An 18,027-nucleotide genomic window follows, 5' to 3' on the forward strand; every position below is an offset into this window, starting at 1 on the left:
TAGTATGGTTATTTTTTTCTGATTATATAAAATCCAAATGCACCCAAATGCCTTTGAAGTTTGTATCTATCTTAATATTTACGGATTTTTTTAAGTCCATGTCGTCTGTACAATTAACAGCTTCAGGATAAACAGGAATTGTAGCACCTTCTTTTACCCAAACCGGCATGTCTTCCATAGGAACTTCAACATTTCTCAACCATTTATCGCCAGTCGTTTTTTTGCCAGTAAAGAAATTAACCCAACTGCCTTCTGGTAAATAGACATCTCTTTTATTTTCTGAATTCATCATAGGAGCTACTAAAAAATCGGCTCCAAAATAATATTGATCGTCTATATGCCAGCACATTTTATCTTGCGGATGCTGCATTAACAAAGCTCTTAAAACAGGGAATCCTGTTGATGTTGTTTTTTCGCTTTCCTGCAAAATATAAGGCAATAATGCGTAACGCAATTTCCACCATCTTCTAATTGTTGAAGCAATATTTGGATAGTAATAAGGCTCTCTTTTTGAAGTACCATGATAACGAATGTGTGATGTAAACACACCGAACTGAGTCCAACGCACATATAAATCGTCTGGGATGACGGAATTCATAAAATTGGGCACACCATGGAAACCCGGCACATCGTGACTCCAAAATCCGAAACCAGACAAACCTAAATGAAGCCCACCTTTTAAGGAACCTGCCATTCCATCCCAAGATGCCGCAGCATCACCTCCCCAATGAATTGGGTAGCGTTGGCAACCACTCCAACCTGCTCTTGCCCAAACCACGCCATCTCCTGTGACTTCTTTGGTTACTTCAAACGCGGCTTTTTGATATAGCAAGGCATATAAATTGTTAAGAGATTTTGGAGTCATGTTATGATAATTGGCATCTAAATGAATTTCTTCACCAAAATCGGTTTTTATACAAGCAACTCCCATATCTAAAAGTTCACGCAATAAACCTTTATACCATTCTACTGCTTTTGGATAGGTAAAATCGATGGTTCCGGCATAGTCTAAATTGCTAAAATTAGACCCTCCTTGTAAAGCATCGCCATTTAATGCCCCTATATAATTTTTAGCTTTAGCTTCTTCATATTGTTCGGCTTCTTCTGAAATGTAAGGCATTTGCCATAAGCTTACCCGATACCCATTTTTCTTTAAATTGGAAACAAACCGCACTGGTTCTGGAAAACGTTCAGAATTAAATTTCCATTCACAAAGCCAATCGGTTTTAAACCAACCCGTATCTAAATGAATGACATCACAAGGATAATCTTCTGTTCTTAATCTATCGCAAATTTCGCTCACTTCTTCTTCAGAAAAATAGGTCATTTTACTCATCCAAACGCCATAAGTCCAAAGCGGTGGCATGTTAGGAAACCCCGTAAGTCGTTTGTATTGATATATGATTTTTTCTGGTGAATCTTCACCTATTAGAAACAAATCTAAAACAGGTTCTTCTACCAATAATTGAACTGATCTGGTAGAAAAATCAGCCATTGAAAATTTACAATAGGTAGATGTATGCAAAAACAGACCGTACAATTCACTCGATAAATAAAACGGAATGTTTTTATAAGTTCGTTTGTTATTTACACCTTGTCCGTCTTGATTTTTTAGTTGAAAGGTATTTCCCGACAAATCCATTTTGCTAAAACGCTCGCCAGTTCCTACAAACTTTTCGTCTGGTTTAGCATGAAATGATATAGATACTTTACTTGGTTTTCCATATTTTTCAATAAATGACAAACACATAGCATCCATTCGTGCTGGAAAAAATTGATCGTAAGCACTAACTCTTATTGCTTTTTTACCATCAGGGTAAAATGTGGCTTTCATAGATTCATCAGGCTCTGGCAATAAGTCGCTCCAATGGTCTATTTCTGGACTTGATAAATCAAAAACAGCACGTAATTTCCCATTGACATCTTTAACTAGCCATTCATCTGAAGATTTTTCAATATTTAATTTTGATTCTTTAATATCATCTGCCATGTCTAACATGGGCGACGACTCCAAAACCTCCGTATCAAAACCAATGCTTACTCTTAATATTTTTTCACCAAAAGCTCTCAAACAGACTTTGTAATTTTTTCTTGGCACAGAGGTATCTGCAGCAATCTCATTTGATAACAATTGGCATTGAAATGGCACTGTTAAAGCAATGCCTAATCCATTTTGGGTAATATCAATTGGATTACAGGCTTTCCAAAGTCTAGAAACACCTTCTTCTAAAGACAAGTCGGTATTGAAGTCTAGAAAGTCGAAAAATTGGTGGTTGGTTTGTTTCATTTAGGTCAATTCAGTTTATTTAAAAATACCCAGGTTTCATTTCGTTTTGTTCCTTTTATGCCTGTTTGGTATTTTGCCATGAGTGTATTCCAATCGTTTACACGCGGATTGTTTTCGGTTGTTTTTGGATTCAGTTCATCTAAAGTTTTGCCCTTTGGAATGCTTATAATCAACATTAACTGACGTCCATTTTTAAACACCTGTAATTGTTGAAAATCGGCATTACAAAAGCCTTGCGCTACTTCTGGCCATGCTTCAAATTGCGTTTTATGATAATCTAAATATTCCTGTTGAAGTTTTGCATCTTCAACCAAGTTTGCGGTTAATACAATATGTTCCCATTCTAAAGCCAATTCTGAGTTTTCACATCTTTCAAACTTGCTAAAATTGTAAACGGGCGTATGGTATGTTTTAATTTCTGCTTTTGGATATACCAAAGCCAATTCACTTTTTAAATGTTCAATATGGTTTAGTTTTGCATATAAAACCATGTGGTTTTTCCATTGATACAATTGCGCATCAATAACACCATTTGCTTTGGCTATTGACTTAATTTTAGCTTCATCAAAACCTTTACCTATTAATTCTATTGCTGCAAAATGGGGAATTTCCTGTAAAGTCCAATTGGCATCTACAACAACTTCTTTTTGCAAATGTTTATATGGCTGTCTGATGCCTGCATTTTGCTTTATAGTTTCGCCTACAAAAGCATTATTATTTTGCCAGACATTGTCGGGACCGTTGGCATTTTGAAGAAACTTTTCCGCAGGAACCCAGTTATTTTTTACGTTAAAGTATGAAGACCCCTCATCTGTATATAAATAAAACCAATGATAAGGATCGTGAGGGTACGGACTTTGGTAAATATCATAAATGTAATTTTCTTCAATAACGCTTTCCGGTTGTGCTGACAGTGTATAAATACCCGCCGTATCATATAGACGCTTCCCGTAATGATGAATTTTATTAGCCACAACCTTATTTCCTTTCATGGCATTTTTGGTTTTTGTCCAGCCCCAACCCAAGCCAATACCTGTGTACGACACATCGGAAATCTCGTTATGTGCAATGGTAATATTTTTAACAAAACCTGCACTAATTCCAACGCATCCCCAATCTTCATTAGTAACATCGGTTATTAAATTATCAACAATAGTTTCGTTTGTACATATTTCCCTTTCATCTTTTGGATTATAGGGTAAATGTGTTTCGAAAGCTTCATCTGAAAAAACACCTACGTTTATAGCACTTCCACCAATATCTTTAAACAAATTTCCTTGAACCAAGTTGTTATTGGTGCCTTTATGCAAATCTAAACCTGTTGATGATAAATACTTAAATGTGCATTCTTGAAACTGAATATTATTAGCATAATTAACCTTAACAGCTGCTCTAGGTCTTCCAATCCAAGCTTGATTCTCTAAACCTGCCTTATCGGGTGTTCCAGGTGTTTTAAGTTTATATGCATCTAACAAATACATACCCGCCTGCAAAGGCACATGACCTTGTTGCGATGGGCGCAGCCAATTGCTATATTCAAAAGAAATGCCTTTGAAATAGATATGCTGTACGGGCGCATCTATTGTTCCTTTAATTTCTAATATGCTTTCTAAAACAGGAACCATCACTTTTACAGATTCCATATTTTCCCCTTCACGTGGGTAATAATAAATTTTAGAGTTTTCTTTATCTAAATACCATTCGCCTGGTTCATCTAATAAACACAAGGCATTATTCAAAAAGAAAGGTGAATTACCTGTTTTTTTTGAAATCCAAGGTGCTGGCCATGGGTGCTCGCTTTGAATACGGCTTTCGGGTTGTTCAAAATAAACTTTTGCACTATCGCCTTTTACTTCAATATCCTTAATACGTAAATTGGCTATAGCCCACCACTGCTGGATAAGCATTTCCATCCCAGGTTGAAAAGCAACCGATTTATTATTAAAAGGAATCCAACAGGTTTGAGAGGTTTTATACCAAGATAAAATCCTATCCATTTTATCACCAGACGTGCTTTTTGCTCTTACCGACTTTTTTCCGTCAACCCAAAGCTGCCTAAAGTCAATAATACTTCCTGATTTCTTTGGTGCATCGGCTACCCAAATTGTACCTGAGTTCAAACCGTTTATGGAATCAGATTTTTTCCAGTTTTCAACTTGTAACCCGCCACTTAAAATAGGTTTTGCGTTGTTATAAGCTTCTATAATAGTTGGACTTTCTGCTGTTCCAGAATCTTCTGGTCTAACAAAAACAGGTTCATCCAAATAAAAATCGCCATCCATTAAAATAATGTGAATGCCATCTTTCACTAAAGGATCATTTAAACGACGCATGTCTCGGGCTTTTCTTAAAGCCATATGAAGCGTTGCTAAAGGCGATTCTTTAGTTCCAGAATTATAATCATTCCCTTTACTACTCACCCATATTTCAATTGCATGACACGAAAAAGAAATAACCAGAAATAGTAAAAGTATTGTTAACCTGTAGTTGTTTTGAATATTTGCTCTCATTTATTATTTTTAATGCTTTAATTCATAAGTTGTTGACTTTTTCGCTTGCTTCCGACAAAGTTGAACTTAGAATTTTATGTTATTTTCAATATTTATAAAATAAAGAATTAATAATTTAGCATCACAATAGTTCAATACAATTCTTATCTACAACACCATTTTAGTTTGTGATTCACTAAAATGAAACGTTACAGATTTCGAACTTTTATTAATTGGTAGCTAATATTCATATTTTAACAATAAAATAATGGTATTTTTAAGCGATGGTCAATTTTATAAAAGTTTTTTGAAAAAGTTAAGATTATAACTATTGGTTCATTCAATTAAAATAATTCATTAATAATTTAAAATGAAAAAACCGACAAACCGTGATATGTTTGAAAATAAAAAAAAAGCAGGTAATCAAGGTATTTGGTGGCATCAAGATAACTTAGGGCCTTTAAAACACTTCCCTTATATTAGGCAATTTGGCAGCATGAAGTTTTCTAAAGTTAGAATGGATGAAAGCATGCTTCCGCATTTAAATGATGGTATTGAAATACATTTTGTAAACAGCGGCAAGTACAAATGGGCTGTAGATGGTAATGAAATTGAACTTTTACCAGACAACTTATCGGTTACTGCACCATGGCAGTTAAATGGCAGTCCTACTGGAAAAATGGATATTGGTCAAATAAACTGGATTGTTATCAAACCCGACGCATATGATATTGACACGCCACTTAATCTTGGCACATGGACCAAATTGTCTGAAAAGTTTCAAAAAAGGTTGGGAGCTATGATAACTAATGAAAATGCTATAGTTATTGAAAAAGCCAAAATTTTCAAAAAATACTTTATTGAGCTCCAAAAAGAATTATCTAACCAAGAAAAAGGTTTTGAAATTATGGTGGGCAACATTATTGAAAATCTATTTATAGACCTGCACAGACACCTTGCACTTAGAGAACAAAAAATACAGGAAGAAGATAATTTCATTATTAAGTTAACCCAAATAGTCACCAGTGATATAAACAAAAAATGGATTATTGATGATTTGGCATACTTGTTTGGCATGGGAAAAACAAAATTTACTTATGAAGTAAAAAAGCATACGGGTTACCCTCCAAATAGTTTTATAATAAACCTGAAAATTGAAAAAGCCATCGATTTAATAAAAAACGATAATGACATGAATATGTCTGATATTGCTTTTGCTTGTGGGTTTTCATCGTTACAACATTTCACTTCTACTTTTTCGCAGCGCATAGGTATTAGTCCTGGTAAATATAAAAAGCCGTAAAACAATTTACAAAATTGACCATCGCTTAAAAATAACATTGCTTTATTGTTAAAATAACAATATTAGCCTTTTAGTTTACAACAAATAAACATTCAAATACTTCTTAGAATAAACAAAAGAACGAACTAGAACTTTATAAACATACATACTCATACCTTATGATGTTCAATGATTTAAAAATTCTACAAGAACTCAAACTTGAAAGTACAGATGCTTTTAAGGAATTATTCGATTTGTATTATATTCCATTAAGTACTTATGCATTAAAGTATTGCGATTCTTTTTCTCTAGCTGAAGACATTGTTCAAGAATTATTTATTAAAATTTGGGACGAAAAGTTATACTTAAATTTTGAAGAAACCATAGGCCCTTATTTATTCAAGTCTGTAAAAAACAATACACTACAGGCTAGTAAACGAAAAGCTAAATATCAATTTATTGAAATAGAAAAACAAGTCAATAAATTAATATCTGAAGAAGACTTAGACATTAAACATATTGAAGAGGAAAAGAAAAAATTATATATAGAAATTGAAGCATTACCTAAAAAATGCAAGGAAGTTTTTAAAGCCATTGTATTGGACAACCTTAAATATAAGGAAGTAGCTTCTCAACTAGGAATTTCCGTTAACACTGTTAAAACACACCATTCCAGAGCCTTGAAACACCTTCGAAATGTTATGGAAATAATCATTTTGTTACATTTTATTTAAAAAAACATTATCCTTTTGTCACCCATTTTTGGTTTTTTGTTATTATAGTTAATATAGCACATATTAAAGTTAAAATAACACATGAGTAGTAATCAATAATGGATCAAATCAACTCCCATATTTTAAAACTTATTTCAAATTATATTTCTAAAAATATAACTGAAAAGGAATTTCATGAATTAAAACAATGGATACATGAAGATTCAAAAAATAAACAGTTTTTTATTGATCATTTACAAATTTACAAGAAGGTAAGAATAATACAATTTGCTGAAATTCTTGATAAGGATGTTGCTTGGCACAATATTGTTTCAAAACTTAAAAACCCACTTCCTCAAAATCAAGCATCAAAAAAAACTGCTTCAAAATCCAAATACATAAAATTAATACCAACTATTTCTAAGTATGCTGCGGTTGCATTTATATTTTTAGCCATAGGATATTCTTATCAAAATGGATATTTTACAAGTACTAAAAAAGTTGCTATTCCTTCAGAAAGCATCACACTTCAGTTAGAAAACGGTTCTATTCAAATTATTAATGAAGACGGCTCTACACAACTGGTTGATGAAAAAGGTGACGTAATAGGAAACCAAAACGGTCATCAACTTGTATATAGTAATGACGTTAAAAAAGAAACTTTAGCCTACAACACACTAACAGTTCCTTACGGAAAACGTTTTGAAATTAAATTATCAGACGGTACCAATGTACACTTAAATGCAGGTACCTCACTAAAATATCCTGTTAAGTTTTTAAAAGGAGAAAAACGTCAAGTATTCTTAAATGGAGAAGCATTTTTCTCAGTTGCTAAGGATGCCAAACACCCTTTTATAGTTAATGCAGAGCATTTAAATGTTGAAGTTTTTGGTACTGAATTTAACATGTCGGCATATCCTGAAGATATTGATACAGATGTCGTTTTAGTTGAAGGCTCAGTAGGGATGTACAAAGATTCTCAAACAATGAAAGAAGGAACTATGTTAGTCCCAGGAACAAAAGGCTCTCTTAATAAAGAAAATCTAAATATAAGTACTGCAAAAGTTAACACCCTAATTTACACTTCGTGGAGACAAGGTGGCTTATTTTTTAGAAATATGACATTTAAAAATATTGCTAAAAAAATAGAACGCCAATATAATATGAAAGTCATCATAACTAACAAACTATTAGAAAATGAAACTTTTAATGCCAATTTTAATGAAGAACCCATAGAGAAAATATTAAGTTATTTCAGTGATAGCTTCAATATTAAATACAGCATAAAAAACAACATAGTATATATAAACTAACCAATCTAAACAAAACAACATATGAAGTAAAAACTAAAAAACTTAAACAAAGACCAACAAAAAAATCACTTTAGAATATCCAATAATTTGGATAAAAAAACCGGAAAATGCGCCAACATTTCCCGGAGTTATAAAGTGACAACTAAATTTAGTCAATCACTAATTAAACATTTAAAAATATGAAAAAAATTCATGATAGAAAGGGTAGAAAACTGCCTAGTCTGAAATTTGATTTAAAAATGAAATTAACCACTCTTTTTTCAATTGTATCATTCTTTAGCATGTTAGCAAACACAGGCTATACACAAACTATAACATTGAATGTTGAGGACACACCCGTATCTCAAATAATTGATAAGATTGAAGCAACAACCGAATACAGATTTGTTTACAATACTAAGTTTGTTGATTTAAAACGCAGAGTTTCAATAAAAGTAGAAGATGCTAACATTGAAAACGTTCTAAGCAATTTGTTTAGTAACACAAACACTTCTTACAAAATAAGAGACACACAGGTTGTTTTAAAAGACAAAAAAATAACCAGTAATTATATAAAACCATTTCCTTCTAATATTGAAATTGTTGTTCCAAAACAAGAATTTAGAGTTGTTGGAACTGTTACAGATGCGAATGGGCAACCATTACCTGGAGCAAACATCCTAGAAAAAAACACCACAAATGGAACACAAACAAATTTTGACGGCGAGTTTTCTCTAAATGTTAAAAATGAAAACTCCATTCTTGTTGTATCTTATATAGGGTTCACTACTCAAGAAATCCCTGCAAAAAGTCAAATAACCATCAGTTTAAAAGAAGATGCTGCTAGTTTAGATGAGGTTGTAATTGTTGGTTATGGTTCTCAAAAAAAATCAGACGTAACAGGAGCTGTTGCAAGAGCTGATTTAGAAACCTTTAGAGAGCAAGGAAACACCAGTATTGTACAATCATTACAAGGGTCTGTAGCAGGGTTGAATGTAGGAGTCAGCACCGAAGCTGGTGGCGATGTAAATTTTTCCGTAAGAGGACAAAACAATTTAGGAGGCGACCCAAGTGCTAATGCGCCATTAATAGTAGTTGATGGCATCATTTTTAGAGGCACGCTTCAAGATATTAACCCAGACGATGTACAATCTGTTGATGTCTTGAAAGATGCCAGTTCAACAGCCATTTACGGCTCACAAGCCTCAAACGGTGTTATTATAGTTACAACAAGATCTGGTAAAGGTAGCGCAAGCAGCAAACCTGTTTTTAATTATTCTGCACGTTATAGTTTTAAAGAGGATGCTAATAGATTGAAGTATGGCTCAGGAGAAGATTATCTAAATCAAATTAGAGCATTCAACTGGAAATCGGCTTTTCCACAAGGTCCAAATTATGATCCAAATTACAATGTATTGACAGGTTTAGACCCGCAAGAAGTTGTAGGATACAATAATGGAACAAATGTTGACTGGCAAGACCTATTAACTCAATCAGGGTTTGTTAACAATCATAATTTAAGTATTTCGGGAAACAATGATAATGTCAACTATTTTGTATCTGGTTCATTTTTAGAAAATGAAGAAGTCATCATAGGTGACAATTACAGTAAGATTACGGGCAGAATCAATTTAGAGTTAAAATTAAACAATTGGTTAAAAATAGGAACAAATTCATTTGTTACTTCTGCAGATTACTCAGGGATAGAATTCAACAGAGAAGCTGTTACATATTCTCCATTCGCTGCTGCTTATGATGAACAAGGAAATCCTATTGCAAAAGTAACAGAACGTTTTGGAACCAGTGCTTTACTTACAGCTAACGATTTAGATGTAGACAAAAGAACACACCTAAACACAACACTGTATACCATTATTGATATTCCTTGGATAAAAGGATTATCTTATAGAATGAACTATAACAATAGTACCAGAACAAGAAGACATAATCAATTTTTATATGCAACCCCAGATCGTGTGTCTCAAGCTAGAAAAGATTTATTCTTTAATAAAGATTGGACTATAGACAACATTTTATCTTACAACAAAACATTTAACAATATACATAACATAAATGTAACCTTGGTTTATGGCCGTGAAGAACGATATATTGAAAGCACTGAAGTTGGCAGTTCAAACTTTAGCAATGAAATATTAGACTTTAACGATTTGAGTTTAGGAGCAATACAAGTTGTACACTCTGGAGCGGAAGCTGAAAGCAGCTTATACCAAATGGGTAGACTTAATTATAATTTCGATAGCAAATATTTCATAACAGGAACTATAAGACGTGATGGGTTTTCTGGATTTGGAAAGAATAATAAATTTGCAGTTTTTCCTTCAGTAGCATTAGGTTGGAGTATTTCTAAAGAGAATTTTTTCGAACCTCTTAGCAACACAATTTCTAACTTAAAACTTAGAGCATCTTATGGTGAAAGTGGTAATAGAGCACTACCTAGATATTCTACATTAGCAAAAGTTGACCAAAATAACGCGTATGTTTTTGGAGATGGTGGCTCTACGGTTGGTGGTCAATTTACCTCTACAATTGCGGCTGCCAATTTAAAATGGGAAACTACTACAGGTATTAACTTAGGTTTAGATTTCGGGCTCTTGAGTAACAGAATAAGTGGAAATATTGAGTATTACAATACAAACACTGAAGATATTCTTATAAATATTGATATTCCATCAATAAATGGTTTTTCTGAAGCTAGTGCTAACCTAGGTAAAGTACACAACACAGGATTGGAATTTACTATCAATTCAACCAATGTTATAATAAATGACTTTAAATGGTCAACAACCGTAAATTTTTCAACTAATAAAAATGAAGTGGTTTCTGTTTTAGGTAGAGATGATAACGGCGATGGCATTGAAGACGACTTACCTTCTTCAGGTTTTTTCATTGGAAAATCATTAGGGGCAATTTTTGATTATCAAATAGACCCTGTAAACCCTATATACCAAATAGGCGACACAGATATCCCTCCTGGCTCTGAACCAGGATTTTACAGACTTGTAGATCAAAATGGCGGTGGTATTTCTAGTACTGATGACAAAGTGATATTAGGAAAAACAGAACCTGCGTACCGCTTTGGAATAACTAACAATATTAGATATAAAAATCTTAATTTAAATGTATTTATAAACTCCATTCAAGGTGGAAAAGATGGCTATTTAGGTGACAACACCTATTGGATGATTGACCAATGGACATCTGGTGGAAAAGGAAAAATTGACGGACTATTGCCTGTAATTGTTGATTACTGGACACCTGACAATCCAAATTCAGAATATCCTTCACTTCGATACGATGCTTACGATCAAACTAGGCAAGCTAAAGTTTTTAGAGACAGAAGTTTTGTAAGACTACAAGATGTTAGTTTAAGCTACTCCTTTGATGATGATATACTCAAAAAATTAGGGCTTAAACATCTTACACTGGTTGCAAGTGGAAAAAACTTAGCAACTTGGACAAAATGGAAAGGTCTAGATCCAGAGGCAGGGTATCGCATTACCTATGGCGACAGGCCAGTAACTCGTTCTTACACATTAGGCGTAAATCTATCATTTTAACACAAAAACATTAAAAAACAAGAACATGAAACATTTAAAATATATTTGTTTACCGCTTCTCTTCATAGCGTTTAGTAGTTGTAATGAAGATAAAATATTAGAAGAAACCCCATTGGATTTTGCTACTGTAGAAAATTCATATGTAACCCAAGGAAACTTTGAAGCTGCAATTGCCCAATTATATAATCAAGCTAGACGCTATTTTGGAGACCCAACAGGTTCTGCTTTCGAAATGGATGTTTGGTTTGGCACCGATGCTGGTTGGCAAGCCAGAGAATATGCTTCACATGTATATTCTCAATATGGAGGTTTTGGTCCCGACAACGGAGATGTTGCTCAAAGATGGACCGATGCCTACAAAATAGTTTCTAACGCCAATACTGTAATCAGCAGAATTGCTGATGCTGATATTGACAGCGAAGCAACTAAAACCAGATTACTTGCTGAATCTCGCTTTTTTAGAGCTTGGGCCTATAGAACATTAGTTTATTTATATGGCGATGTCCCACTAGTATTAAAAGAGGTTTCGTCTGCAAAAAGAGATTATGTTAGAGCTCCTAAAACAGATGTTCTAGCAGCCATGATTGATGATTTCGAATTTGCAAAAACAAATTTACCAAGTGTAGGAGATGAAGCAGCCAATGGCAGATTAACTAAAGATGCTGCACGTCATTTTTTAGCAGAAACGTATATTTCAGTTGGCGAAAATCAAAAAGCCATTGACAATGCATCTGAGATTATTGATAGCGGAAAATATGCACTAATGCAGAATCGCTTTGGGTCTAGAGCAAATGAACAAGGTGATGTATATTGGGATTTGTTCCGATTAGGCAATCAAAACCGAAACTCAGGAAATACTGAAGGTATTTGGATACACCAAATTGAATATGAAACTTTAGGTGGCTATGGAGCATCATCAGGTGAGGCTAACTTTTGGGAACGCTTAATTGGACCAGAATATAATAGGTTTACGGCTAAAGATGAAAATCTTGGAGTTAGAACTTTTATCTATGAATCTACGTATCATGGTGGTAGAGGACAAGGTTTTTTTAGACCAAGTACGCACGTTACACACGGCATATGGAAGAATGTGGATCCTGCTGATTATGACAATGACATTAGAAATTCAGAGAACAATGTACTTCGCAAATGGTGGATAGACAATCCTTTATCAGCACATTATGGTAAAATTATAGACTTACGCACCAATAGTAAATTAGCTTATGAGACTTACTTAAATGCGGCTACTATCGAGAACGATTCTAATAGATTAATATATCCTGTATTCTTAAAACTAACACAAATAAACAATCATTTTGCAACAGATTTAACCGATGGTAGTTTAACTGCTGCACAGGAACCATTGGCAACACAAGAGCATAAAGATCTAATTGCCAGCTATGGTGGTGTTGGACCAAAAATGAATGCTAATGCTAGACGACACTTTGTAGATCAATATGCCGTAAGGCTACCGGAAACACTACTTCTTAGAGCAGAGGCATACATGAAATTAGGCGGTGCAACTAATTTAGATTTAGCCGCTGCAGATATTAATACCATAAGAAGTAGAGCAAATGCTTCATTAATTACTGGTTCAGATGTTACAATAGATTTTATTTTAGATGAACGCCTTCGTGAATTATTTCTAGAAGAACCAAGAAGAATTACATTAAACAGACTTGGGTTACTTTATGATAGAACTAAAAGATTTAATCATTATTCAAGTTCAAGTGTAGCACCTCACAATAATTTATATCCTATTCCTAGTATTGAAATCCAAAATAATACGGAAGCAGAATTAACTCAAAATACCGGATATCCAAATTAGTTTAGTTTGTTTAGTTAGTAATTAGAATAGAGTTATACTTTATTCTAAAGCTAAAAGGGAATGCTACATGATTTTGCTGCATTCCCTTTTTTATTAATTTTTAGAATTGAAAGATTCATTATATTTAAGAACATTAATATTGTATGAAAAAAAATAAAATCATCAATCTGCATAAGTGTTTTTTAATCGTATTATTAGTAATTCTATCGCAAAGCTGTACTTCTAAAGTAGAAAATCCAATTTATAATGTTTATGATTTTGGAGCTAAAGGTGATGGCATTACTAACGACCAAAAAGCAATTCAAAAAGCAATTGAAGCCTGCAAAAAAACAGGTGGCACTGTTTTAATTGAAAACGGAAATTTCTTAACAGGACAAATTATACTCGTAAGCAATTTGACCTTACATATTGATTCTACAGCCACCCTTTTAGGAATAAAATCTGATGATGAAAAAGATTATCCACATCATCTCATAGAAACTAAACACCCAAACCGAATGCTACAAGATTGCCAAAGAAGATTAATCTATGGCAATAAAGTTGAAAATGTAACTATAACCGGAGGCGGAACTATTAACGGCCAAGGCGACTATAAACCTTGGATGCACGTAAAAGAATTAGGAACCGAAAAAGACCGCCCTTCTATTTTAGCTTTTGTAGGATCTAAAAACATAACTATTTCAAACATAGAACTCATTAAACCGGCTTGCTGGACTCAGGTTTATATTGAATCTGAAAACATCACTATTAAAAACATCAAAGTTAATACAGGCAACTTAACTCCAAACAGAGATGGTATCGATATTGTAGATTGCCATAATGTTTTAATTGAAGATAGCTTTATTCAATCTGAAGACGACGGTATCTGTTTTAAAAGTGGCAGCGAATTTGGATGTAAAAATATTGTTGTAAAACGCTGTATCATTGATAAGTTAAATGTAAACGCTGGAAACTGTTTTAAGTTAGGTACAGATGGCCTAGGAAGCTTTATGAATTTTAATGTTTCAGAATTAACATTGAAAAATGCCTATCAAAATTCTGCTATCGCCATCGAATCTATGGATGGCGCTGTAATCGACAACATTAACATTAGAGATTCAAATATTGATAATTGCGGACAAGCCATTTTCATTCTTTTAGCAGACAGAAAAAGAACTGTTCCTAACAGAAATCCACGAATAGGGAGCATTTCCAATATCTCCTTTAAAAATATTACAGGAGATAATTTCACACAGCAATACCCTTCAATTATCACTGGAATAGATGGGCATCATATTCAAAATATAACTTTTGAAAATATTGATTTCAAATTAAAAGGTGGAATAAATTCTAAAGACCAAACAGTTATGGAATATGATGGCACATACCCAGAAGGCAGTAAATTTGGAAACACAAATGCTTATGGTTTTTTTATAAGACATACAGATGATGTTGTTTTTAAAAACTGCAACATCTCAACAAAAGAAAGAGATATAAGAACTTGGTTAGTACAGGTGAACGTGAAAAACATCATTGAAGAATAACCAAAGCAAGATATTATGATAAACATAAAGCATATAGTTATTTCGTTCTTTGCCTTACTAAGCATTAAAAATACGGCACAAATATGGACACCCGATTTAGGAAATGGCACCTATAAAAACCCCATACTTTATGCCGACTATTCCGACCCAGATGTTATTAGAGTTGGAGACGACTTTTATATGGTAGCCTCTAGTTTTAATGCTATGCCAGGCATTCCAGTACTTCATTCTAAAGATTTGGTAAATTGGAAACTTATTAATCATGTTTACAATAAATTACCTTTTGAAAAATATGACAAACCTGCCCATGGTGAAGGTTCTTGGGCACCGTCAATTCGTTATCATAAAGGCACATTCTTTGTGTATTTCTGTACACCCGAAGACGGTCTTTTTATGGCTTCCACTAAAAATCCCGCAGAAAAATGGGATTTGACTATTATTGAAAACGTTGAACGTTGGGAAGATCCTTGTCCGCTTTGGGATGACGATGGAAATGCTTATTTGGTAAGAGGAAAAGTTTGTGCCAACGAATTATATCTTCATAAAATGAGCAAAGATGGTAAACAAATACTTGATAATGGCACATTAATTTTTAACGATGTTGAAAAACAACCTATTATTGAAGGTCCAAAATTCCTAAAAAAAGACGGTTACTATTATATTCTTGCTCCTGCCGGCAGTGTTCCTTCAGGTTGGCAAGCAGTATTGCGATCAAAAAACATTTATGGCCCTTATGAAGATAAAATCGTATTGCACCAAGGGAATACTGATATTAATGGCCCACATCAAGGTGGTTTGGTTGCATTAAAATCTGGCGAATGGTGGTTCATGCATTTTCAAAGTAAAAATCCTTTCGGAAGGATTGTCCATTTACAACCTGTTACATGGAAAGACGGTTGGCCTATAATGGGAATTGACAGTAATAATGATGGCATTGGCGAACCTGTTAGTGAATATAAAAAGCCTAATATTGGCAAAACCTACCCTATTGAAATACCCCAAACCAGTGATGAATTTAACAATCAGAATCTAGGTTTGCAGTGGCAATGGCATGCCAACCCAAAAGAACGTTGGTCTTCGCTTGTAAAAAATGAAGGCCGTTTAAGATTATTTAATGAGAAGAACTTCACTCAAAATGGAAACCTCTGGTTTGTTCCTAATTTATTGCTTCAAAAATTTTCATCGCCATCTTTTACATCAAAAACAAAAATTGATTTTCATGGTGATTTAATTGGTGACAGAAGCGGATTAGTAGTAATGGGATCTGAATGGGCATATATCGCAGTTATAAAAACTTCTAACGGAAATAAAATAACTGTTTACGAAGGAACAAAACATAAATGTGAAGATCTTACAAAACAAATAGATTTACTATCTTTAGATACAAATACCTGCTATTTGAAAGTGGAAGTTTTTGATTCTGGTACATATCAATTTAGCTACAGTCTGGATGATGACAAATTTGAACTTATAGGACGAAAATATAAGGCTCAAGAGGGTGTTTGGATAGGGGCCAAAGTAGGATTGTTTTCATTAAACCCTAATATTATGGAAAGTAAAGGTTATGCAGATTTCGATTGGTTTAGAATAGAATAAAAAACATATAAATAATCACCAACTAAACACCACAAATAAACATGGAAAATTCAAGAAGAAATTTTTTAGCATCCATTAGTATGCTTGCAGCCTATAGCGCTTTCCCTATTTCATCTTTTAATTTTGGAACTTCAAAAAAGCTTAGAATAGCACTTGTTGGAACAGGAATTCGGGGCACCAGTTTTTGGGGAAAACGATTGGTTGATGAATATTCAGATATTTTAGAATTCGTTGGGCTTTGCGATATAAACCCCGGACGCTTAGAATTTGCCAAAAAATTTATTGGCACCAATTGCGTAACTTTTGTTGATTTTGATGCTATGTTAAAAAAAACAAAACCAGATTTAATAATAGTAACCACTGTTGATTCTACCCATCATGAATTTATTATTAAAGGACTGGAATCCGGTTTTGATGTACTTACAGAAAAACCTTTAACAACCGATGAAACCAAAGCACAAGCCATAATAAACGCAGAAAGACAATCGGGTAAAAACCTCATCGTTGGATTTAATTATAGATGGAGTCCGTACAGTACAAAAATCAAAGAATTACTTGCCAATAATACCATTGGAAAAATAACATCTATCGATTTTAACTGGTATTTAAACACCTACCACGGCGCATCGTATTTTAGAAGATGGCATGGTTTGAAAGATAAGGGTGGCTCACTTTGGGTGCATAAATCGACACACCATTTCGATCTTTTAAATTGGTGGTTAGATTCCGACCCCGAAGAAGTTTTTGCATACGGCAGTTTAGAACATTATGGTGCCAACGGTCCTTTTAGAGGTACTAATTGCAGAACCTGCAAACACAAAACCAATTGCGATTACTTTTGGGATATTACAAAGGACAAACGTATGATGGATTTGTATGCAGCTAATGAAAAACATGATGACTATATTAGAGATAATTGTTTGTTTAGAGAAGAAATTGATATTTATGATAAAATGTCGGCACAAATAAAATATGCCAACAATGTAACTGTAAATTACTCTTTAACTACTTACTCTCCTTTTGAAGGTTGGCGTATTGCTTTTAATGGTACCGAAGGAAGAATTGAAGCATCTTTAGATATTCCGTATAACAAAAAAACCGATGTTACCCAAGCCGAAATGCATGCCAAAGAAATGGAACAAAACGCTATGGAAGAAGCCGAAGCTGAAACTATAATTGTTCACAAATTATGGAAAGATTACAATACCGTATTAGTGCCATTTGAAAGGGGTGGTCATGGTGGTGGCGATAAACGTTTGCATGACAAAATATTCAAAACGCAAAATGAAAAAGATCCTTACGAAAGAGCTGCCGGCAGTAGAGACGGTGTAATGTCTGCCATAATAGGCATTGCCGCCAGAAAAAGCATTGAATCTGGAACACCCATTAAAATAGCTAGCCTCACTGATATTAAACCTTCAGCTAATAGAACTTAAAAT

General features: G+C 33.7%; 10 protein-coding genes. 8 read left to right on the forward strand and 2 right to left on the reverse strand.

What is annotated here, in order from left to right; genetic code table 11:
- Window positions 1-22: 22 nt before the first annotated feature.
- Together ACGK9U_RS04225 and ACGK9U_RS04230 are read right to left on the reverse strand one after the other, a co-directional pair.
- Window positions 23-2,287, reverse strand: coding sequence for a TIM-barrel domain-containing protein (locus tag ACGK9U_RS04225; RefSeq protein ID WP_394465111.1), 2,265 nt, complete (start codon window positions 2,285-2,287; stop codon window positions 23-25).
- Window positions 2,288-2,292: 5 nt separating this feature from the next.
- The gene (locus ACGK9U_RS04230; RefSeq protein WP_394465112.1) at window positions 2,293-4,797 is read right to left on the reverse strand and encodes an L-rhamnose mutarotase; all 2,505 of its coding nucleotides are present in this window, start codon (window positions 4,795-4,797) and stop codon (window positions 2,293-2,295) included.
- 349 nt (window positions 4,798-5,146) lie between these two features.
- Here ACGK9U_RS04230 and ACGK9U_RS04235 point away from each other — a divergent pair, with 349 nt between their 5' ends.
- The 8 genes from ACGK9U_RS04235 to ACGK9U_RS04270 all read left to right on the forward strand — a co-directional run bounded on the left by ACGK9U_RS04235 (window position 5,147) and on the right by ACGK9U_RS04270 (window position 18,024).
- Window positions 5,147-6,079: a helix-turn-helix domain-containing protein gene (locus tag ACGK9U_RS04235; protein WP_394465113.1), complete on the forward strand. Its 933-nt coding sequence runs from the start codon at window positions 5,147-5,149 to the stop codon at window positions 6,077-6,079.
- Between the two features lie 158 nt (window positions 6,080-6,237).
- Window positions 6,238-6,792, forward strand: coding sequence for an RNA polymerase sigma factor (locus ACGK9U_RS04240; protein WP_394465114.1), 555 nt, complete (start codon window positions 6,238-6,240; stop codon window positions 6,790-6,792).
- 98 nt (window positions 6,793-6,890) lie between these two features.
- Window positions 6,891-8,084: a FecR family protein gene (locus tag ACGK9U_RS04245; RefSeq protein WP_394465115.1), complete on the forward strand. Its 1,194-nt coding sequence runs from the start codon at window positions 6,891-6,893 to the stop codon at window positions 8,082-8,084.
- 179 nt (window positions 8,085-8,263) lie between these two features.
- The gene (locus ACGK9U_RS04250; RefSeq protein ID WP_394465116.1) at window positions 8,264-11,641 is read left to right on the forward strand and encodes a TonB-dependent receptor; all 3,378 of its coding nucleotides are present in this window, start codon (window positions 8,264-8,266) and stop codon (window positions 11,639-11,641) included.
- A 25-nt stretch (window positions 11,642-11,666) separates the two neighbouring features.
- Window positions 11,667-13,469 (forward strand): RagB/SusD family nutrient uptake outer membrane protein, encoded by a 1,803-nt coding sequence (locus tag ACGK9U_RS04255; protein ID WP_394465117.1) that lies wholly within the window; start codon window positions 11,667-11,669, stop codon window positions 13,467-13,469.
- A 143-nt stretch (window positions 13,470-13,612) separates the two neighbouring features.
- On the forward strand, window positions 13,613-14,992 hold the full coding sequence (locus tag ACGK9U_RS04260; protein WP_394465118.1) for a glycoside hydrolase family 28 protein: 1,380 nt from the start codon (window positions 13,613-13,615) through the stop codon (window positions 14,990-14,992).
- A 15-nt stretch (window positions 14,993-15,007) separates the two neighbouring features.
- Window positions 15,008-16,588: a glycoside hydrolase 43 family protein gene (locus tag ACGK9U_RS04265; protein ID WP_394465119.1), complete on the forward strand. Its 1,581-nt coding sequence runs from the start codon at window positions 15,008-15,010 to the stop codon at window positions 16,586-16,588.
- Window positions 16,589-16,629: 41 nt separating this feature from the next.
- Entirely contained in the window at window positions 16,630-18,024 is a 1,395-nt protein-coding gene (locus ACGK9U_RS04270; protein WP_394465120.1) for a Gfo/Idh/MocA family oxidoreductase, read from the forward strand.
- Window positions 18,025-18,027: the final 3 nt, after the last annotated feature.

Source organism: Mariniflexile sp. HNIBRBA6329 (genome assembly GCF_043558645.1).
Lineage (GTDB): Bacteria > Bacteroidota > Bacteroidia > Flavobacteriales > Flavobacteriaceae > Mariniflexile.